Raw genomic sequence first — 20,842 nt, forward strand, 5'->3', positions numbered from 1 at the left:
CGCTCCTTAAGGCAAAGGTTTAAAGGTGAATTCATAGGGAATATCGAAGGCTTCTTGGGAGATAGTCATATAACTCACCTTAGCGGCGGCGCCTGTGACACTTAAATAGCGGCCATCTAACAGCACCTCATCAATCCTATACTCTGTCTCTTCGGGCAAACGAATCGTTAGTGGCTTGCCTTGAGCATTCTCGACTCTGATGTAATTGGGTAAATCTTTGCTCGGCTCCTTGCCATACCCCGTATCGGTCAGCCAGGTTTGCAAATCGATTAACCAAGGGCGCTCGGTGACAGATTGCGGCAAGGTTTGCCAGTGGATATCGCCTTTGCAATGGATAGTGCCTTGAATGCGCTTATCGTAGAAGTACTGGCGCACGCGGTCGGGTGTCATCAAATGGTAAGCCGCGCCTTCGGGCCCATTGGGCACAAACTGCCAAGCCACAGTCTGTGTGCCTTCATTAAAGCCTTGTGCTATTTCGGGCTTACAGGCCGTCGCTAACGCGGCAGACATGGGGATATATAAGTTGTGGCCATTTTCAGTCGCGGTTTTTATATCCTTCACCGCACTGATTTCTGGCTTGGACGAGGCCAGCTTATCCGAGAAGGGGTCACCTATGCTGACGCTGCCAAACTCGCTCAGGGGATTGGCAAGATTTTGGTTGTACTCGGCTTCGGGAACAAAACGGATCTGCTTGCTTTGGCTGAGCTCAGGTTGGGGTTGACTCGTTACTAGCACTAGGTTTTTTGGGATTTCGTCTAACTTAAGCAGCAGTGCCTTGGTGGTCAGCGGATGACTATCATTGGCGCTGGTCAATTCCGTTAGCAGTTCTTTATCGGTCAGGGTGAGCCACTTAGGATATGCTGATTCGGGGCTGGCATAGGCCATTTTGCCTGTTAACTGCTGCAGACCGAGGTGGATCTTGTGGCTATCGCTCTGCTTGATGACCACTTTAAAGAGTTTGGCGCCCGCATCGATTGGCTGAATCGTGAGGCTGGCATCGCCAAAGGTATAGGGCGTAGCGAGCAGTTCGTCCCAGGATTTATCGATGATGCTATTCGCCTCGGGAACCAAGGTGAGCTTAGCGTTGATATAACTTATCCGCTTGAGTTTATCGGCGGTGTTATCCCAACCCGTGGCGATAATGTTGGTCGACGACTCAATGTTGCGGCTGAAATTGACCGCCGCCCCCGTGCTGTGTTGCCAGAAGTTGAGATCTAACGCTTTTCCGCTCTCATCAAAGGCGGTGATGTCCTCATAGTGCATATTACCGACCACATATTGCGGACTCATGGCATGCACAAAGCGCAGTTGGATCTCCTCTGGAGTATCGCTGCCCCAGTCGCCAATATTATCAATAATCCCTTGATGATCAGCTAATAGTGATTGGATAAATGCCTTGTCGATAGGCTTGTATTCCCTCGGCACACCGCTGATGGGATAAAGCTCTTTTTGCTTATCATCTATATCCCGCTCGGCATCGTAGTTGTCATCGGCATACCAAAGCAGGCTCATCACATCGGGGCGATCCTTTGGTGCCATAACGATGCGCTGGACAAAGGTTTTACCCCGCTGTTCATCCTGTTTAAACAGTGCCATGCTCTCTAACCAACCGGTTTTACGGTTAAGCTCGAACTTGCCGTAAACCTTAAGATGACTGTTTTCGCCCGGTTGCTGTTTAGTCTGCAACAAAGCCTGCAATCTATCGTCGCTCACTTGTTCAACCGTCCAGATTAACCGCTCATCCATGGGGGCGCTGGCGCTATAACCTACGCGGGGCTCAAGCTGCACGGGCAGGGTAGGCGATTGCTCAAGTAGGGACTTAAGGCTCGTCCAGCGGTTAAACAGCTCGGCGATATCTTTTTCTTCTATTTGGGTAACTGGCGTAAGCCGATTGTTGTCACCATTTTTCAGCTCGAGATTAAAGCCCGCTTGAATGATGGAGGTGAGTTCTTTGCCACTGTTTTTCGGATCGATATTACTGATGGGGATTGGCAGGCCGCGATCGCTTAATTGCATCAGGCTCGGCTGAACGAAGAAGTGGGCATCATTGGTTAATGGCGTGGTTAAGCTAGTCGCTTTACCCTGAGCATCCTGCAACTGGTAATTCAGTAGCACGCGCCCCTGCATGTGTTTTTGGGTTTCGATACCATCATTGATACTGAGGGTCGAAATCACCTGATATTCGCGTGCGCTGGGGATGCCCCCCGATTTATTGGAGCCAGCGCTATCGCACGCCGTTAATCCCAAGGTGAGCGTGAGACTGGTACAAATTACCCTGCATATCCCTATAGCCATTTGAACTCCATTGGCAACTTATATTGTTGAAATGTAAATCTATTAATCTAAAAATTGGCGACATTATACACAAAAAATCCTCTAGGGAATAAAAAGCTCATGCCAATTTGGGGGCAAGATCAGTCGTAAGTTTGCATGATGAATAGTGGTATAAGGTGAGAAAGCCGATTGCCCTGATAAGGCTTCATCCTTTACTCTTGTTAACGCCGCTAGATAACTCACAAGCTAGGGAAGATAAACCTGTGGTAGCTTGTTCAATGGAGAAAGAACGATGAGCCCACAACCCAAGTCCGACAATAACGCGCCAGCTGCTCAACCTATCCCGCAGGAGGCCTTTGATTGGTACGATGAATATGCCCACGGCATCATCGACCGCCGCGAGTTTATGGCTCGCCTCGCAGGCCTTGTGGCACTGGGCTTTACCATGACAACGCTCACTGGCGCACTCATGCCCAACTACGCCTTAGCCGAACAAGTCTCCTTTAACGATCCCAGCATTCAAGCCAGTTATGTGAAGTTTCCCTCCCCAGAGGGATATGGCGAAGGGCGCGGCTATTTAGTGATGCCAGCTTCTATGCTTATTCCCGGCAAAGAGGCGGGCGATCCTAAGACCTTGGACCCCACTAAAAAGGCCGCAGCGGTGTTAGTGGTACATGAAAACCGTGGCCTGAATCCCTATATCGAAGATGTTGCCCGCCGCTTAGCGGCCAAAGGCTATATCGCCTTCGCTCCCGATGCGCTTTATAGCCTCGGCGGCTATCCCGGTAATGACGATGCGGGCCGCGCCATGCAAGCCAGCCTCGACAGAGCCAAAATCGAGCAGGACTTTATCGCCGCCGCGCGCTTTTTAAAGGCGCATCCCCAGTGTAATGGCAAACTCGGCGCCGTCGGTTTCTGCTTTGGTGGCTACATAGTCAATATGCTCGCCGCCAGTATTCCCGACGAACTCGCTGCTGGCGTGCCTTTTTATGGCACCCCAGCGGCGACAGAGCTACGCAGCCGAGTCACAGGCCCGCTGATGTTGCAATTTGCCGCGTTAGATCAACGGATTAACGACACTTGGGCCGAGTACGAAACCCAATTAAAGGCTAACAAGGCCGAGTATATTGCCTACCTCTACCCCAATGTGAATCATGGTTTTCATAATGATTCCACCGCTCGCTACGATGAGCCAACCGCCGAGCTTGCATGGGCAAGAACCTTGGATTTTTTTGGGAAATACCTACAAGGTTAGGGGGTGCCGAATTGCAAAAGGGAATTTTGGGATGCGGCCTAATGGCCGAGAAAGTCGTGGGGTTTCACCCTACACTCGATGATATTGCTGGTTCGCTTGGTGTGAATTAGCAATGTTATTGCTGTTATCTGTTAATTGCGGCCTATCGGTCGAGATAAATCAAAGTCGTGGGGCTTCAACCCACACCCGATATATTGCTGGTTCGCTTAGTATCGCGAATTGGCAATGTTATCGCTGCCAATTATCAGTGTAGCTAATTGCCTGCCGCAGGCTTTTGCACTGTTACACCAGTGACACGCCGTGAATACGTCCTTGTAGGCTCTACTAAAACATCCATGTTTTAGAAGGTCACTGGTGCAACAGTGCCACTTCTGGCGTTCCCATTAGCAGTGGTGTTGTGGGTTTGCTCATAAAAGCTATGTGCCAAGATTAGTTATCACTTAACTACTTAATTTGTAATGTGAAAGTGGTAGACAGATATTAAACAGAACGTTATCTTAGGTTTTTAACAAGGATGAAACTTAATCGTGACCACGGCTAAGTTCACTTGCATCAGGAAGATGTATCTTTATTTCGCTAGAAACGCCTCCTGAACAATCCAGCCTTACCATCATTGGCTAATGACCGTTAGCCAAGTGCGGTAGCTATGGGAAGCTTTGTCGAATGACAAAGTTAAAACGTTTTGATAGTGCTGCTTTGCTGGGCGTCGCGAATTGGCAATGATATCTCTGCCAATTATCAGTGTAGCTAATTGCCTACCGCAGGCTTTTGCACTGTTACACCAGTGACACGCCGTGCATACGTCCCTGTAGGCTCTACTAAAACATCCATGTTTTAGAAGGTCACTGGTGCAACAATACCAATTCGGGTGTATCCCGTAGTATTTATGTTTTTTGATGAAAAGATCTGTTCAGAATAGAAATGGATTTTGGAATGAAATCAGTTTTACAAATTACCTTAGGGATTTTGCTAGCGAGCTTGGTTACTTTGTTAGTTCGAATTGGCTATCTAAGCTATGTCGAATATCGGGTTAAGCAAGAAATAAACGAAATCGCGCTACAGCAACAACAGCGAGAAAAAGCTCATCAACAAGCTGTAAAAGAGCGTCAGCTTGCTGAATACCAACAGCAACAAATTGCAATTCAGCGGGCTGCGGAACAACGACGAATAGCACAACAAAACGAAGCGGCACGCATACGTAAAGCCGAAGCATGGCGCAAATACTATATCGTCCCCGAAGACTGCAAAAACTATAAGTCAGATGAGCATATGGTTAACTGCCTAAACCATAAAGCCGATGCCAAAGCAGAATTTGATAGGGTGTATGATTCGAGGAAGTTTTTATAGTCAATGGTAATTTTATTTTTATGGCTAGAATTTAATTTTTATAAGGGATAGAGATGATTGAGTGTTTGTATGCAAATAATTATAAGTCTTTTTCGGACTTTAACCTTGACTTGACAAGTATAAATATTCTTTTGGGAAGTAATAGTTGCGGTAAAAGCTCAATAACAAACCTATTGTTAATGTTGTCTCAAACGTGTGATTCTATTGGTTCCTATGAATCACTGTTTAGACTTAATGGCCAGAAGTCTAGTTTTGGTGAGGCAAAAAACATATTTAAAGATAAAAAAATAAATAATTATGTGACCATTGGTTTAGCTGTGCCTAATTTTGTTGTAGATGAAAATATCACCGATATGGAATTGTATGACTTTGGTGAGTTTGTTGGAGATTATTTACGCAAGGTGGTTACTTATGTTAGGAGGCATAAGGGGTATAATAAAAGTGCCTCAAAGATAGTTGAAAAAATACATTCTGAGTTTAATGATTACTTTTATTCTATGATTGTTTTTATAGATAGTGATTCTAAAAGAAAAGTTGAGGCTTATAAAAAGTTAACATATTTTGTTAGAGCAATGCAAAGAAGTTTAGCATCAGAGGTTGTTGATTTTGTATCTGACTCTAGTGTGGATACGAATGCCACTTTTGATATTGTTGATGTGTCAAAACTTAGGGATTTTGTTTCTGTTCAATTGATTGATAAAATTAAGCTTAAGCCAAATAAACTAGAGTATATTGTAGCATACAATCCTATCGAAAATGAATGCTATCTTAAAGGCGTTAAGTTTATTAACAATTCTGGTGATGTTGTTATTGATATAAATTGCTTGAATTCAAAGAGAGCGAGAATATACTCTGAAATAATATGTGAAAAAGTTCTTGGTAGAAGTAAAGATGAAATATTAAAAGGCTTTAATTTTAAGTCTTTGAAGCCTATAGATGTTACTGAGTTAGATTTAATGAGGAAAAACCCATTAGCTAATTATATTAGGTTTTATATTGGTTTTTTTTTAGAGTTATTCCATAGCGAAATTAAAGGCACTAAGATTAATCATGTTAGTCCTCTTAGAGCTTTCCCTCAGCGCTATTATCTCCTAGAGAAGTCTGCACAACATATTACTTTGAATTCAAATGATGGTTCTCAATTGGCAGAGGTTTTAAAAAATAATCCAGATGTACTTTATAAGGTTAATGAACTATTTATAGATTTTGATATACAGATATCAACTGAAAAGGTTAACGATATTATTCATAGAATCGTTGTGCGTCAACACAATATATCTGTAGAGCTAACAGATGTTGGTTTTGGAATTTCTCAAGTTCTTCCTATTTTAGTACAAGCATTTTTGTGTCCAAGTAAATCTATAACTATTATAGAGCAGCCAGAGATACATCTTCATCCAAAAATGCAGGCCTGGCTGACAAATGCTTTAGTTAAAATATCTAAAGAGAATAATAAAAAATTTATAATCGAGACTCATAGTGATACCATAATTAAAAGGCTGCAAATTTTGCTTTTAGATCCAAATGTAAATTTTTTTGATAATGATTTGAATATTTTTCATCTAGAAAGAGATTGTGTCGGAAATACATCTTTGAAAAAAATTGAATTCAATAGTCTTGCTGAAATATCGTGGCCAAAAAATTTCATGGATGTTGAAATTCAAGATAGCATTACGCTTCAGCGGTTGAAAATAAACAAAATGAGAGAGATGGAAGAGGCAAATAAGAATGTTTGATTTTAATGCTTATTGCTTTTGCCCTGATCTGATTGCAGATAAAATAGGGGACGCTAATTTTTTCATAAATCTTATATGTCCAACCACTGTAAATTCAAATCACCATGTAGTGATTGATAACAAAGAGCTACTATGGCTTGAATATATGGAAAGAAACCAAGGGTGTAAAAATTCCTTTGATAATCTTCTTGTTTGGAGGCGGTTTCTAGATTCCATGTCTAATAAGATAATTAAATCTGAAAGCGTTAGCGTTAGTGATGGTGGAACACGAAGTCTTGTTGTAGATACTATAATTAATGCCCCTACAACATGTCGAAAGTACTTAGTTTCATTGAAAAATGATGAATATAAACCTTTCATTGGTAAGTTAACTTTGAATAGTGTTGATTTATTATCAGAATTTAATCTTTCTGACTCTACAGAAGTCAATGGTAATAGAAAGTTAAGATATAATTTGAGCGTATTTCAATCTGACTTGCTAAAAGCGTTAGAAATTGTTTCTCAAACTAGAGTTGGTAAAAAAGAAAATGAGCATAATGATTATGTAAGAGATCTTTTAGATTTTAAAGGTTATGATGTTTATGATCAGACTAGGAGAGGTAAATCATTTTCAGAGTTAAACTTGGGTGAGCTTGATTTAGCTATTAAATATTATAATCGTTGGGTTGCCATTGTTGAAGCATTAAGATTAAAGTCAGTAGATAGGAGTAATATAGTAAAGCATTATAAAAAACTATTGATTAACTATAACCCATTGCAGTTAACTAATACATTTTTGGTTGTCTATTATATTGGTTCTGACAATGGTTTTTTTAATTTTTTTACTGATTACAGAAGATATATTGGCACTCTTGTTGAGGAAGATGTTTGTTCTAAATCTGATTTAGAGTTTGTTGGTTTATTTGATTGTAAATCAGATTATGCTTCTATTAAGTCATTTGTACATAGAGTTAAAATTGACGGAAATATTCTACTGTGTCAGCATATTTGTGTTAAATTTTGCTAATTGTTAACACTAAAAAATCAAGACGCCCATAATTCTATTTATGTGAAAATTTTTCGAGTAAGCACAAGGCACTAACTTATGCATGTAACTTCACTAAGGACAGTAAGGGAAGATGCAAGAAGGTTTAATGAGACAGTCATTGTTTAATTGGTTAAGAAATAGGAGATGCATCGCTTTTTGAATGTGAGAAGTTAACTCTATTCTCGCAGATGTTCACCAATCCACTGCGAAGTTGCCGCGGGGCGTTGGAATAAATTGCGTGAGTCTCGGCATGGATGCCGAGCTAGCTTTCGGACTCTCTGTTTTACGTCAAGGGGATGCCCCATCGGAAGCGTTAGCGATTTTCGAATAAGTACGAAGCCACTCTTTTTGTGGCTAATATTTTAATTAATTAGCCCACAAAATATATGCTGCAACTGATGGGTACACCAGATAGGGCACTGTTGCACCAGTGACCTTCTAAAACATGGATGTTTTAGTAGAGCCTACAAGGATGTATGCACGGCGTGTCACTGGGGTAACAGTGCGAAAGCCTGCGGCAGGCAATGAGTTGCATCATTACTTTACAGCGATATTGTTGCTAGTTCGCAATGCAAAATGAACCAGCAACATCTGGTGTGGGGTGAAGCCCCACGACTTTAAGCTTTTATCTCAAACTCAAACTTCAAAATTAAACAAAAAAATTAAGGGGCTAGGATTCAGCCCCTTATTTCATCTATTTACTGAGTTGCCCAAGTTCACCTAAGACAACTCACAGAGTAAACATGATTACTCTGGAACACTCCCTATTCAGGGTCATAATCCAACACTGGCGCTAGCCACTTCTCCGTCTCTGCGACTGTCATCCCCTTACGCTTAGCGTAATCCTCCACCTGATCGCGGCCAATATTGGTTACGCCGAAGTAGCGAGATTTCGGGTGGGCAAAGTACCAGCCGGACACCGCTGCGGTGGGGAACATGGCGTAGCTTTCGGTAATGTTTAAGTCGATGGTTTCATTCGGCTTTAACAGTTCCCACAACAGGCCTTTTTCGGTGTGATCCGGGCAAGCGGGGTAACCCGGTGCGGGGCGGATCCCTTTGTATTTCTCACGAATTAAGGCTTCGTTATCGAGCTGCTCATCGGCGGCATAACCCCAGAACTCCTTACGCACGCGCTCGTGCATCCGCTCGGCAAAGGCTTCGGCTAAACGGTCGGCTAAACACTTGAGCATAATGGCGTTGTAGTCATCGTGGTTGGCCTCAAAGCGGGCGATATGCTCATCGATACCATGGCCAGCGGTCACGGCAAAGCCGCCCATATAGTCGGCAACGCCACTATCTTTGGGCGCCACAAAGTCGGCCAGACAGAAGTTATCGTTACCCACACGCTCAAGCTGCATCCGCAGGTGATGGGTGGTCATTTCGAGCTCGGTGCGAGTCTCGTCGGTATAGAGCTCAATATCATCGAAGCCGACGGTATTGGCGGGGAATAACCCAATCACGCCCTTGGCGGTGAGCCATTTTTCATCGATGATTTTTTTAAGCATCGCCTGACCATCGGCGAACAGTTTCTGCGCCTCAACGCCCACTACATTGTCGGTTAAGATCTCGGGGTAATGGCCGTGTAGCTCCCAGGCGCGGAAGAACGGCGTCCAGTCGATACGGTCGACTAAATCGGTTAATGGATAGTCTTCAAATACTTGGCGACCCAGTACGTTAGGCTTGAACGGGGTGTAGTTTGCCCAGTCGTGCTGGCAGCGGTTTTCGCGGGCGGCTTCCAGCGAGACGATTTCCTTACGCTTAGTTTGCGATAAACGCTTAACGCGCATCTCTTCGTATTCGGCGTAGGTCTCATCGATAGTCGCTTGGCGAGTTTCATTGCTGACTAGCTTGCTGACCATAGGCACGGCGCGCGAGGCGTCGGCAATGTAAATCGCGCCATGGGGATAATGGGGCGCAATCTTCACCGCGGTATGGATTTTCGAGCAAGTGGCGCCGCCGATAATCGCTGGAATGGTGAGGCCTTCACGGTGGAAGGTTTTCACATTGTGCACCATCTCATCAAGGCTTGGGGTGATAAGCCCAGACATGCCGATAATGTCGATATTGTGCTCTTTCACGGCCTCGAGAATGCGCTCCACCGACACCATCACGCCTAAATCGAATACCTCAAAGCCGTTACAGGCGAGCACCACGCCGACAATATTCTTGCCGATATCGTGCACATCGCCCTTAACCGTCACCATCAAGATTCTGCCGTTAGATTGGCCTTCGACTTTCTCTTGCTCGATAAAGGGGTTGAGGTAGGCCACGGCCTTTTTCATCACCCGCGCCGACTTCACCACCTGTGGCAGGAACATTTTGCCCGAGCCAAACAGGTCGCCAACGATATTCATACCGTCCATCAGCGGGCCTTCAATCACATCCAGCGGACGGGAGGCGAGCTGACGAGCCGCTTCAGTATCTTCGTCGATAAATTCGGTGATGCCTTTGACCAGCGCATGGGCGAGACGTTGATTAACTGGCCATGAGCGCCATTCTAAGTCTTCTTTCTTGGCGGCACTTGAGCCATCGCCACGGAATTTTTCAGCAATCTCAAGCAATTGCTCGGTATTGTTTGAGCCTTCAACAGGACAAGGCAGGTTGAGCACGACGTTCTCGACCTTATCCTTAAGCTCGGGGTCGATATCATCGTAAATCGCTAATTGGCCCGCGTTAACGATACCCATGTCCATGCCGACTTTAATCGCGTGGTACAGGAACACCGCGTGAATCGCCTCACGTACTGGGTTGTTACCGCGGAAGGAGAACGACACGTTCGACACACCGCCGGAAATCATCGCGTGGGGCAGGGTGGCCTTAATCTCTTTAATGGCTTCAATAAAATCGACGGCATAGTTATCGTGCTCATCGATACCCGTGGCGATGGCGAAGATATTCGGGTCGAAGATAATGTCTTCGGGCGGAAAGCCGACCTTATCGACCAGCACGCGGTAGGCGCGGGTACAGATCTCGACTTTACGCGCCTTAGTGTCGGCCTGACCTTGCTCGTCGAACGCCATAATAATGGCCGCAGCGCCGTAGCGTTTCACTAGGGTAGCCTGCTCGATAAATTTCTCTTCGCCTTCCTTCAAGGAGATAGAGTTGACGATTCCCTTACCTTGAATACATTTGAGGCCCGCTTCAATCACCTCCCACTTAGAGGAGTCGATCATAATAGGCACGCGGCTGATATCCGGCTCAGAGGCGATAAGATTTAAGAACTTATGCATTACCTCCACACCATCGAGCATGCCTTCGTCCATGTTGATGTCGATGATCTGCGCGCCGCTTTCTACCTGTTCACGGGCGACATCGAGCGCCTGCTCGAACTTGCCTTCTTTGATCAGCTTTAAAAACTTAGCCGAGCCGGTGACGTTGGTACGTTCACCCACGTTCACAAACAGGGTTTGGGCATCGATAGTGAGCGGTTCCAAACCGGATAAACGGCAGGCGATGGGGATCTCGGGTAGTACCCGTGGCGCAAACGGCTCCACAGCTTCGCGAATGACCTTAATATGCTCGGGCGTGCTACCACAGCAACCGCCGATAATGTTGAGCATGCCTTCACGGGCCCATTCTTGGATAACGCTCGCCATATCTTCTGGGGTTTCATCGTAACCGCCAAACTCGTTTGGCAGACCCGCATTAGGGTGCGCCGAGACATAACATTCGGCGATGCGCGACAGTTCTTCGACGTAGGGGCGCAGTTCCTTAGGGCCGAGGGCGCAGTTAAGGCCGATAGATAAGGGCTTGATATGGCGAAGGGAGTTATAAAAGGCTTCGGTAGTTTGTCCGGTCAGGGTTCGGCCCGAGGCATCGGTAATAGTGCCTGAGATCATCACAGGCAAACGTGCTGGCGAATTTGCCCCAAAGAGTTCATCGAACACGGTTTCGATGGCAAATAAGGCGGCCTTGGCGTTTAAGGTATCGAAGATGGTCTCGACCATAATGATATCGGCGCCGCCTTCAATTAAGGCGCGGGTCGATTCGCAGTAAGCGGTCACTAACTCATCGAAGTGGATATTGCGATATCCGGGATCGTTAACATCGGGGCTGATAGAGCAAGTGCGGTTAGTGGGCCCTAACACACCGGCTACATAACGGGGTTTACCCGTAGCTTTTTCGATTTCATCACAGGCTTCACGGGCGAGGCGCGCACCTTCACGGTTAATTTCGGCGGACAGCGACTGCATATCGTAGTCGGCCATGGCGATAGTGGTGGCGTTGAAGGTGTTGGTTTCAATAATATCGGCACCGGCTAATAGGTAGTCGGTGTGAATTTGTTTGATGATGTGTGGCTGCGTGAGCACTAAAAGATCGTTATTGCCCTTAACGTCGGTATGCCAATCCTTGAAACGCTCGCCACGGTAATCGGCTTCTTCCAGCTTGTAGCCTTGGATCATAGTGCCCATAGCGCCGTCTAAAATCAGAATGCGCTTGGACAACTGGTTGCGAATGTCTGCCAGTGTTTGGCTGGCTCGATGGAGAGATATCGCCATAAAATGATTACCTTTACTACAGCTAAGTTGAGTCCAAAGTACGCAATCGGGTGACAAATTGCATTTTATTATTGAATGTCGTTCGTTATGTTTTGGACATTTATACGTATAGACGTCCATAATACGCGACATCGGATTGTCAGGGCAAGGCTAAAGTTGGTATAGCATAGGCGAGATAACCCAGATAAAAACGATAAAAGGAAAGATCAGATGAAGCAGCTCAGGTTATTACTGTTACGCCATGGAGAATGTGAGGGCGGGGCGATTTTACGTGGCCGAGTGGATGTGCCACTGAGTGATAAGGGCTGGCGGCAGATGTCGGCGGCGGTGGAGGCGCAGGCGACTGTGTGCCACGGCATTTATAGCTCGACCTCAAGGCGCTGCGCCGAGTTTGCCAAGGCCTTTGCGGCTGAGCTGCATTCGAGTGCGTCCGTGGGCAGGAGTTTAGATGCGCCCGCGCCTTTGCCGCTTAAGGTCAACCTGCTGGAGGAGTTACAGGAAATAGCCTTCGGCGATTGGGATGGTTGCCTGCTCGATGACTTATATCAACGCGACGGCGAGCGGATGGCGGCCTATTGGCAGAATCCCTGGGAGGTGACACCGCCCAATGGTGAAGCCATGGCAAACTTCGAAGCCCGTATCGATGGTGCGATAGAACAAATCCTCGATAAAGAGTTTGCCCTGCTGGCGATGGATGATGAACAGGCCCACGGCGAGTTTAATGCCAATGCACCCGCGGCCAATATCTGGGTGGTCACCCACGGCGGGGTTATTCGCCACTTGATGTCAAGGGCGCTGGGGGCGGTGAAAACCTTAGGTTTTTACAGTCAGCTCGCCTTACCCGTGGCGGCGGTGGTGACGATTAATGTCCTCGAGGATGAGCAAGGTAAAAGATACTGGCGTTTAGACTGGCCCTCGGGCCACTGTGAGTAGCTTAAAAGTACCTGTCATCGGTATGATGAAAATTTTCTGATTTAAACAGCATTGCCTAATGAGCAAGATATAGGATAATGCTTTTCCCTGACGTTTGAGCCAGATAACGAACCCAGTACGTTAAGCTCAAAGGTCGCAGAAATAGGTGTTAGGAATTTTGTGCGATTGACTGCTATTGCTTAAAGGCAACAGTATTTAAGCGCGCCGGATAACCCAAACATAATAGGGAATCGGGGAGCTGCCCGTCAGTAGCCCGAACTGTACCCGCAACTGTGAGTAGTCGAAGCATTTTGCTTCTTACCTACGAGTCAGGATACCTGCCTATTTCTGTTTTCGCTGCGTGCAGCCTTAGTTCTCGAGCGGGTAACTCGAGGGAGCAGAAGATGACATTAATGAGTTTCGCCCTGTTGGCCCAAGCGGCGGCAGGCACAAATAACACCAATCAATATCCATGTGGGAGCAATCGTTAGTGATGCATTCCACATTGAGCCTTGCGCCCTTAGCGCCCGCTGCGACTTCCGCCAATATGGCACTTCAAGTGAGCCAATTGAGCTGGGCGATTGAGGGAAAAACCATTCTCTCGGAGATAAGCTTTGCCCTGCCGCAGGGGGAAATGCTCGGGCTGATTGGCCCCAATGGCGCGGGTAAATCCAGTTTGCTGCGCTGTTTATACCGCTTTATTCGCCCTGCTAAAGGGCATATCAGCCTGTTTTCGCAGGATATTAGCGAACTGTCGCCCAAGGCGTTTGCCTGTAAAGTGGCGGTGGTGCAGCAGGATACGCCGCAATATTTCGATATGACCACAGAGCAATTGGTTGCCATGGGACTCACGCCCCATAAGGGGATGTTTGATAGCCATTCCAGCGAAGACAGTGACAAGGTTGCCAAGGCGCTGGAAAAGGTTGGCCTGAGTCATAAAGTGCATCAGCAATACGATCGATTATCGGGCGGTGAGAAGCAGCGCGCCCTGATCGCCCGTGCCATAGTGCAGCAGCCGCAGTTATTGATTTTAGATGAGCCGACAAACCATCTCGATATCCGCTATCAAATTCAAATCTTAGAGCTAGTGCGAAGCCTTGGGATCAGCGTCATCGCCTCGATTCATGACCTGAATTTAGCCAGCGCCCTGTGCGACCACTTATTGCTACTGGATAAAGGGCTGGTGAGTGCCATGGGCACGCCGGCTCAGGTGTTAACCGAAGAACGTATCGCCGAAGTGTTTGGAGTATGCGCCCAAGTGACGCCCCATCCACAGCATGGTAACCCCTTGATTAATTACTTTTATGGTTATCAAAAGCCTAAGAGCGATACTGCGGACGCGGCGAGTGACTCCCACGCAGTTTCGGCTCAAGCGTTACCTCCTGTGGCCTGCGCCTGTCATAACCCCGGGGCGCCTAACGCGGCCTTGCATAAGCATAGCGTTGAACCCACGCCATGATAGACACACTCAAATTGGTGACCATGAATTTTTTTAGCCACATTTTTACGCCGCTCACCCGCCAGCAATGGCTGATTTTAGGCTTGGCGGGCTTTGCCCTGCTCACCCCCATCGCTGCCGCGAGTTTTGGCGCGGCAAACATTAGCTTTTTAGATGTGCTGCATGTGTTTATCAATAAACTCAGTCAGCTGTTTATGACTGATGAGGCCGTGAGCACCAGCAGCATGACAGAGCGGATTGTGATGGAGCTGCGACTGCCACGGATTTTACTTGCCTTTGTGGCGGGGGCAGGGCTGTCCTTGGCGGGGAGCGTGCTGCAAACCGTGACCCGTAACCCCCTTGCCGATCCTTATCTGTTCGGCATTAGCTCCGGCGCTTCGTTTGGTGCCGTGGTCATGTTGACGCTATTCACTGGTTCTGGCCTATTTGGCAATGCGGGCGCGATAGCCAGTTCGGGGATTTTTAGCGGCGCGGGGGGCTTTGCGGGACTCTTGTGGTTTAGTTTGCCCTTCGGCGCCTTTATTGGTGCCAGTCTGTCGGTGTTAATCGTGCTGGCGTTAGCTGGGTTAGGTCTTAAGAGCCAGGTAGAGCGCATGTTGCTCTCTGGCGTAGCCACCTCCTTTATGTTTGGCGCGTTAACCAGTTTACTGCTGTACTTTGCCAGCCCACAGGCCACCGCATCGGTATTGTTTTGGAGTCTTGGCAGTTTTGCTAAGGCCAGTTGGTCGCTGTTGGTGCTGCCGTCCTTAGTGGTGCTGGTGAGCTTTTTGATTATTCTCGGTTGGAAGCGCCAAATCATGGCGTTGCAGGCGGGGGATGAAACGGCCCATACCTTAGGGGTGAATGTGCCTAAGCTGCGCCTCAATATGCTGCTGCTCTGCTCGCTTATCACCGCCATTTTAGTGGCGACCTGTGGCGGCATTGGCTTTGTCGGCTTGATGATCCCGCACACAGTACGTTTGTTATTCCCCGGTCGTCAGCCCATCTTACTGACGGCGCTGGTGGGTGGCCTGTTTATGGTGTGGATTGATGTGCTCGCCCGATGTTTGCTTGGCAATCAGGAATTACCCGTAGGGATTATTACCGCCGCGATTGGTAGCTTCTTCTTTTTGCTGATTTTGCGTCGGCGCAAGCTATCGAATTAGTTGTTTGCACGCTGATGTTGATAAGCAATTGTTCGATAAGTGATTGTTGAAAGATAAATTGCCCAACTCGAATGAGCCAAATTCGTACTTAGTGCGTATAGCAAATCGCTGCCGAATGCGTCGTAGTGGTTGTTCTAGAATTGTAGTTGCGAACGCATCGTTGCGAACAAATCGTTGCGAACGAATAGTTGTAAATGAATAGCCGCGAGCGTATTAGCCAATAAGTTATGAGTAGCGGCTCCACATGGGAGCCTAAATTGCCACTGGAGCGTGAATGTCTCAATCTACCCTGTTATTTCAAATCGAGCCTGCGAGTCGAGCGCAGGATCAGTTTATTCAACAAAAGATCGATCTGAAGACTAAGCCGCCGGGCGCTCTGGGGTTGTTAGAACCCTTGGCGCTGCAAATTGCCCGCATTCAAGGGCCTAAGCAATTAGAGATAGTGAACCCAACCATGTTGGTGTTTGCTGGGGATCATGGGATTGCCGCCGAAGGCGTGTCGATAGCCCCGAGCGAAGTCACGCGGCAAATGGTGCAAAATTTTGCCCATGGCGGCGCGGCCATAAATGTGTTTTGTCGCCAATTAGGCTTCAATCTCGAAGTGATTGATTGCGGTATTTTAACCCCTGTTGAGGATGTCGAAGGCATTATCGACCAACGCCTTGGCGCGGGCACTGGCGCAATTCACTTAGAGCCAGCGATGAGTTTAGCCTGTGTGGACAAGGGTTTTGCCATGGCGCAGGCGTTAATCGAGCGTCACCATCAAGCGGGTTGTAACTTGGTCGCCTTTGGCGAGATGGGCATAGGTAACACCTCTTCCGCTGCGGCGATTATGGCGGCCATCATGCAACTCGATGTGGCCGACTGTGTTGGCCGAGGTACTGGGATCAATACTGAGACTTTAGAGCGTAAACAGATGCTTATCGAACTTGCACTGCTGTTACATCAGAGTGCGATGACAGGGCCAAAGCAAGTGCTGGCCTGTTTGGGCGGCTTTGAAATTGTGCAAATGACGGGGGCCATGCTCGCCGCCGCCGAGCGCAAGATGCTGGTCGTGGTAGATGGTTTTATTGCAACCGCGGCGGCGTTGGTTGCCGTGATTATCAATGCCCATGTGCGGGATTATTTGATTTTTGCCCACCGCTCCGAGGAGCAAGGTCATCAGCGGATGTTGGAACATTTAAAGGCTAAACCTTTGTTATCTTTAGGGCTGAGATTAGGCGAAGGCACGGGCGCTGCCTTGGCATTGCCGTTAATTCAAGCCGCAGTAAATTTTTACAATCAAATGGCGAGTTTTAGTGATGCCGGGATTGAGGCTGTTGTATGATGTGCCCTGCTAAGTGTCTTATTTAAAATAATAACTTTTAGCTAACCGTTTTAATCTTAAACCTTGCAGCAAGTGTTAATTCACTAAGGATGCTTTATGTCAGAACGCGAAAGCTGGCACAAAGAGATAGATTTGTTTTTAGTGGCTATGGGCTATTTTACCCGCATTCCTATGCCCAAATGGGTTGAGGTCGATGCCGACAAGCTCAATAAAGCCAGCCGTTACTTTGGGTTAGTGGGTCTGCTGGTGGGGCTACTCAGTGCCATCGTGTTTTGGCTCACCCAAAACTGGTTGCCCGCCGGCGTGTCCGTACTGCTGTCGATGGTCACAGGCGTGCTGCTCACGGGCGGTTTTCACGAGGACGGTTTAGCCGATACCTTCGATGGTTTCGGTGGCGGTTGGACGGCGGAAGACAAGCTGCGGATCATGAAAGACTCTCGCCTAGGGAGCTACGGCGCCTTGGCTTTGATGCTTGTGCTGATGCTCAAGTGGCAATTATTAGTGGAACTCGCGCTTTATGATCCTGTGGTTGCTGGCTCGGCGATGATAGTCGCCCACACAGTGAGCCGCGTCGTTGCCGCCAGCCTTATCTTTACCGAGAAATATGTGCGCGATGATGAATCCAGTAAATCCAAGCCGTTAGCGCAGCATCAAGGTATTAATGAACTGTTTATTTTGATCGCCAGCGGTGTGTTAGTGCTGTTGGTGCTTAAGGGCATTGCCGCGCTGTCGTTGTTACTGGTGATGATTGGTCTACGCCGTTTGATTGTGGTGATCTTTAGACGCCAAATCGGTGGCTACACGGGGGATACCTTAGGCGCAGCGCAGCAGATCTGCGAAATCGTCTGTTACTTCGTGCTGCTCGTTGTGGGTAGCATACTGTGATCCATTTAGTGCTAGGCGGCGCGCGTAGCGGTAAGAGCCGCTACGGCGAAGCCTTAGTGCGCCAGTATACCGCCCTCGGATTCGATGCCTGCTATTTGGCGACTGCACAGGCGCTCGATGCCGAAATGAGCAGTCGCATTCGTTTACATCAGGATGGACGTGCCAAGGATGATATCGACTGGCAACTCGTCGAAGAACCCCTGGCATTAACCGCCAAGCTCAAACAATTAGCCAAACCCGGCCGAGTGATTCTGGTAGATTGTTTAACGCTTTGGCTCACCAATCAATTACTTGCACAGAGCCCCGAGGCCGAGCCCGCTTCAACGGAATCGGACTTTGCCTTGGATTTTGCCCGCTCTCGCCATGAGCCTTTAGAACACTGGCGGCAACAACGCGCCGATTTTATCCAGACCTTAAGCACCCTTGAGGGCGTGGTGATTTTAATCAGCAATGAGGTCGGCTCTGGCATTGTGCCCTTGGGCGAATTGAGTCGTCAGTTTGTCGATGAAGCGGGTTGGTTAAATCAGGCCGTTGCCGAGGTGGCGGATAATGTGACCTTAGTGGTGGCGGGTCTGCCACTGGTGCTTAAATCCAGCTAAGACAAACTGTTATCGACGCATTCTTAGTGAGGGAGCGAACCGTTTCCCCGTTAGTTTATTTTCCTCTGTTGAGTGATGTTCTTGCCCATGAATTCAAATAACGCCTCCAACTCCACTTCGGCCTTGTCGCAAAACCAGTTTCAAGGTGTTGCAAGTCAAAGCGAAGCTCAGCATTCAGGCGCAAAAGTGCTTATGGTGCAGGGGACAACCTCGGATGCGGGCAAAAGTACGCTGGTGGCGGGAATATGTCGATTGCTCGCCCGTGAGGGCGTGAAGGTCGCGCCGTTTAAACCACAGAATATGGCGCTCAACAGCGCCGTCACTATTGATGGTGGTGAGATTGGCCGCGCGCAGGCGCTGCAAGCCGCAGCTTGTTTTCTCGCGCCGCACACGGATTTTAATCCCATCCTGCTTAAGCCAAGTTCGGACACGGGCGCGCAGATCATCGTCCACGGCAAAGCCTTAACCACCTTAGAGGCCTCGGCCTTTTTCGGGGAAAAGTCTAAGGATTATAAAGCCATGGCGCTAAATGCCGTGCTGGAATCCTTTGCGCGTTTAGGTCAGCAATACCAAACGATTGTGGTTGAAGGGGCGGGAAGCCCTGCGGAAATCAATCTGCGTCAAGGAGATATCGCCAATATGGGCTTTGCCGAGGCGGTCGACTGCCCAGTGATCATCATTGCCGACATAGATAAAGGCGGAGTGTTTGCCCATTTGGTGGGCACCTTAGCGCTGCTGTCGCCCTCCGAGCAGACTAGGGTAAAAGGCTTTGTGATCAATCGCTTTCGTGGCGATATTAGCCTGTTGCAGTCTGGCCTCGATTGGCTCGAGAATCATACGCAAAAGCCCGTGTTGGGGGTGTTGCCCTATTTGCATTATTTGCATTTAGACGCCGAGGATGCACTTATCGAGTCGCCCACTAAGCAGGCAAAAAGCCGTTTTAAGGTGCGGGTATTAGTGTATCCCCGCACCAGTAATCACACGGATTTTGACCCACTTAGGTTGCACCCCGATATCGATTTTGATTATGTGTCGCTCCAGACTCAGGCCACAGCACAGACGCAGGAGATTGCCGCCGATCTGCTGATTTTACCCGGCAGTAAGAATGTTCGAGCGGACTTGGCTTTTTTGCGCGAGCAGGGTTGGGACAAACAAATTGCCAAGCATTTGCGCTACGGCGGTAAGCTGCTGGGGATTTGCGGCGGCTATCAAATGTTGGGTAAAAGCATTGCCGATCCCATGGGGATCGAAGACTCGCTGGGCGTGAGCCAAGGGCTCGGATATTTACCCATTACCACCGAATTTAAGGCTGAAAAGCAGTTACGTAGGGTCACAGGTCATTTAGCGCTGCAAGGGCAACAAGTGGAGGTGAAGGGCTATGAGATCCACTGCGGTGAGTCCCAATATCTCACGTCCAGTGATGCCGCCAAGAGTGCGCCATTACGCTTGAAAAGTGAGAGTGCTTGCGATCAACAGGCAGAAAAGTCTTTTGCCGATGGCTGTTTAAGTGACGACGGGCAAGTGCTCGGTAGCTATTTACATGGGCTATTCGACAGCCCTGAGGCCTGTCAGCTAGTCCTTAATTGGGCGGGGTTGGAAAATGCTCAAACGATTGATATCAATGAAATTCGTGAGCAACAGCTGGATCGTTTGGCCGATGTATTAGCCGAGCATCTCGATATGCAAAAACTTGCGTCCATTATAAATGCATAAGAATTAGCAGTAGGAAGAACAGAAGATCATGACAGCAGAGAACGAAAAACAGCTCGACACCGAACAAGCGCAAATCAAGGCTGAACGCCATAAGGCGCGCCAGCAAAAAGTGAAGGCGGGTGTGGACGCTAAAATTGCCGCCGCCCAAGAAGAAAAAGGCATTCTGCTGGTGCTCACAGGCAATGGCAAAGGCAAGTCGACCTCAGGTTTTGGCACGGTTGCCCGCGCGGTGGGTCACGGCAAAAAAGCCGCGGTAGTGCAATTTATCAAGGGCACATGGGAATGCGGTGAGCGTAATCTGCTTGAAGGTGCGGGCGTGGCATTTCATGTGATGGGCACCGGATTTACCTGGGAAACCCAAGACAGAGAAAAGGACACTGCCGCCGCTCTCGTGGCGTGGGATGCCGCCGAAGCCTTGCTTCAAGACGAAAGTATTGATTGTGTGATGCTCGATGAACTGACCTATATGGTGAGTTACCATTACCTCGATGTGGAGCGGGTGCTCACGGCGCTGAAAAACCGTCCGCCGATGCAGCATGTGATTATCACTGGCCGTGCTTGCCACCGCGCGATTATCGAACTGGCGGATACGGTTAGCGAAGTGCAGCCGATTAAACATGCCTTCGAAGCGGGCATTAAAGCGCAGCCGGGATTCGACTATTAA

General features: G+C 48.1%; 14 protein-coding genes and 1 riboswitch. Of the genes, 12 read left to right on the forward strand and 2 right to left on the reverse strand.

Going from position 1 to position 20,842, the window contains the following annotated elements; translation table 11 throughout:
* Nucleotides 1-6: 6 nt before the first annotated feature.
* On the reverse strand, nucleotides 7-2,295 hold the full coding sequence (locus CF168_RS04320) for a hypothetical protein (protein ID WP_089067096.1): 2,289 nt from the start codon (nucleotides 2,293-2,295) through the stop codon (nucleotides 7-9).
* 271 nt (nucleotides 2,296-2,566) lie between these two features.
* Between CF168_RS04320 and CF168_RS04325 the strand changes: the two genes are divergently transcribed.
* The 4 genes from CF168_RS04325 to CF168_RS04340 all read left to right on the forward strand — a co-directional run bounded on the left by CF168_RS04325 (nucleotide 2,567) and on the right by CF168_RS04340 (nucleotide 7,618).
* Nucleotides 2,567-3,529 (forward strand): dienelactone hydrolase family protein, encoded by a 963-nt coding sequence (locus CF168_RS04325; RefSeq protein ID WP_089067097.1) that lies wholly within the window; start codon nucleotides 2,567-2,569, stop codon nucleotides 3,527-3,529.
* A gap of 933 nt (nucleotides 3,530-4,462) precedes the next feature.
* A complete protein-coding gene (locus CF168_RS04330) occupies nucleotides 4,463-4,876 on the forward strand; it encodes a hypothetical protein (RefSeq protein ID WP_089067098.1) in 414 nt (137 codons plus the stop codon).
* 53 nt (nucleotides 4,877-4,929) lie between these two features.
* The gene (locus tag CF168_RS04335) at nucleotides 4,930-6,612 is read left to right on the forward strand and encodes an AAA family ATPase (RefSeq protein ID WP_089067099.1); all 1,683 of its coding nucleotides are present in this window, start codon (nucleotides 4,930-4,932) and stop codon (nucleotides 6,610-6,612) included.
* The gene (locus tag CF168_RS04340; protein ID WP_089067100.1) at nucleotides 6,605-7,618 is read left to right on the forward strand and encodes a hypothetical protein; all 1,014 of its coding nucleotides are present in this window, start codon (nucleotides 6,605-6,607) and stop codon (nucleotides 7,616-7,618) included. The genes CF168_RS04335 and CF168_RS04340 overlap by 8 nt, the downstream gene beginning before the upstream one ends.
* A gap of 785 nt (nucleotides 7,619-8,403) precedes the next feature.
* Here CF168_RS04340 and metH read toward each other — a convergent pair.
* Complete coding sequence (gene metH / locus CF168_RS04345) at nucleotides 8,404-12,138, reverse strand: methionine synthase (protein ID WP_089067101.1); 3,735 nt, start codon at nucleotides 12,136-12,138, stop codon at nucleotides 8,404-8,406.
* Nucleotides 12,139-12,348: 210 nt separating this feature from the next.
* On the opposite strand from metH, the gene CF168_RS04350 reads away from it, so the two are divergent.
* The 8 genes from CF168_RS04350 to cobO all read left to right on the forward strand — a co-directional run bounded on the left by CF168_RS04350 (nucleotide 12,349) and on the right by cobO (nucleotide 20,842).
* On the forward strand, nucleotides 12,349-13,071 hold the full coding sequence (locus CF168_RS04350) for a histidine phosphatase family protein (RefSeq protein ID WP_089067102.1): 723 nt from the start codon (nucleotides 12,349-12,351) through the stop codon (nucleotides 13,069-13,071).
* Nucleotides 13,072-13,251: 180 nt separating this feature from the next.
* A riboswitch (cobalamin riboswitch) is annotated at nucleotides 13,252-13,410 on the forward strand.
* 133 nt (nucleotides 13,411-13,543) lie between these two features.
* A complete protein-coding gene (locus CF168_RS04355; RefSeq protein WP_089067103.1) occupies nucleotides 13,544-14,509 on the forward strand; it encodes an ABC transporter ATP-binding protein in 966 nt (321 codons plus the stop codon).
* The gene (locus tag CF168_RS04360; protein ID WP_089067104.1) at nucleotides 14,506-15,654 is read left to right on the forward strand and encodes a FecCD family ABC transporter permease; all 1,149 of its coding nucleotides are present in this window, start codon (nucleotides 14,506-14,508) and stop codon (nucleotides 15,652-15,654) included. The genes CF168_RS04355 and CF168_RS04360 overlap by 4 nt, the downstream gene beginning before the upstream one ends.
* Nucleotides 15,655-15,928: 274 nt before the next feature.
* On the forward strand, nucleotides 15,929-16,981 hold the full coding sequence (gene cobT, locus CF168_RS04365) for a nicotinate-nucleotide--dimethylbenzimidazole phosphoribosyltransferase (RefSeq protein WP_089067105.1): 1,053 nt from the start codon (nucleotides 15,929-15,931) through the stop codon (nucleotides 16,979-16,981).
* Between the two features lie 96 nt (nucleotides 16,982-17,077).
* Nucleotides 17,078-17,866 carry an adenosylcobinamide-GDP ribazoletransferase gene (locus CF168_RS04370; protein WP_011621638.1) on the forward strand — a complete coding sequence of 263 codons (789 nt, stop codon included), beginning with the start codon at nucleotides 17,078-17,080 and terminating at the stop codon, nucleotides 17,864-17,866.
* A complete protein-coding gene (cobU, locus tag CF168_RS04375; protein ID WP_089067106.1) occupies nucleotides 17,863-18,465 on the forward strand; it encodes a bifunctional adenosylcobinamide kinase/adenosylcobinamide-phosphate guanylyltransferase in 603 nt (200 codons plus the stop codon). The genes CF168_RS04370 and cobU overlap by 4 nt, the downstream gene beginning before the upstream one ends.
* 87 nt (nucleotides 18,466-18,552) lie before the next feature.
* A complete protein-coding gene (locus CF168_RS04380; protein WP_167373552.1) occupies nucleotides 18,553-20,178 on the forward strand; it encodes a cobyric acid synthase in 1,626 nt (541 codons plus the stop codon).
* Between the two features lie 28 nt (nucleotides 20,179-20,206).
* Nucleotides 20,207-20,842: a cob(I)yrinic acid a,c-diamide adenosyltransferase gene (gene cobO / locus CF168_RS04385; RefSeq protein WP_011621641.1), complete on the forward strand. Its 636-nt coding sequence runs from the start codon at nucleotides 20,207-20,209 to the stop codon at nucleotides 20,840-20,842.

The organism is Shewanella bicestrii, assembly GCF_002216875.1.
Taxonomy (GTDB): domain Bacteria; phylum Pseudomonadota; class Gammaproteobacteria; order Enterobacterales; family Shewanellaceae; genus Shewanella; species Shewanella seohaensis.

Excerpts from the sequence above, each read along its gene's own strand:
- CF168_RS04320 (WP_089067096.1), bottom strand. The coding sequence starts at position 2,295 with ATGGCTATAGGGATATGCAGGGTAATTTGTACCAGTCTCACGCTCACC.
- CF168_RS04380 (WP_167373552.1), top strand. The coding sequence starts at position 18,553 with ATGAATTCAAATAACGCCTCCAACTCCACTTCGGCCTTGTCGCAAAAC.
- CF168_RS04350 (WP_089067102.1), top strand. The coding sequence starts at position 12,349 with ATGAAGCAGCTCAGGTTATTACTGTTACGCCATGGAGAATGTGAGGGC.
- CF168_RS04370 (WP_011621638.1), top strand. The coding sequence starts at position 17,078 with ATGTCAGAACGCGAAAGCTGGCACAAAGAGATAGATTTGTTTTTAGTG.
- CF168_RS04360 (WP_089067104.1), top strand. The coding sequence starts at position 14,506 with ATGATAGACACACTCAAATTGGTGACCATGAATTTTTTTAGCCACATT.
- CF168_RS04335 (WP_089067099.1), top strand. The coding sequence starts at position 4,930 with ATGATTGAGTGTTTGTATGCAAATAATTATAAGTCTTTTTCGGACTTT.
- CF168_RS04325 (WP_089067097.1), top strand. The coding sequence starts at position 2,567 with ATGAGCCCACAACCCAAGTCCGACAATAACGCGCCAGCTGCTCAACCT.
- CF168_RS04355 (WP_089067103.1), top strand. The coding sequence starts at position 13,544 with ATGCATTCCACATTGAGCCTTGCGCCCTTAGCGCCCGCTGCGACTTCC.
- CF168_RS04330 (WP_089067098.1), top strand. The coding sequence starts at position 4,463 with ATGAAATCAGTTTTACAAATTACCTTAGGGATTTTGCTAGCGAGCTTG.
- CF168_RS04340 (WP_089067100.1), top strand. The coding sequence starts at position 6,605 with ATGTTTGATTTTAATGCTTATTGCTTTTGCCCTGATCTGATTGCAGAT.
- cobO (WP_011621641.1), top strand. The coding sequence starts at position 20,207 with ATGACAGCAGAGAACGAAAAACAGCTCGACACCGAACAAGCGCAAATC.
- metH (WP_089067101.1), bottom strand. The coding sequence starts at position 12,138 with ATGGCGATATCTCTCCATCGAGCCAGCCAAACACTGGCAGACATTCGC.
- cobT (WP_089067105.1), top strand. The coding sequence starts at position 15,929 with ATGTCTCAATCTACCCTGTTATTTCAAATCGAGCCTGCGAGTCGAGCG.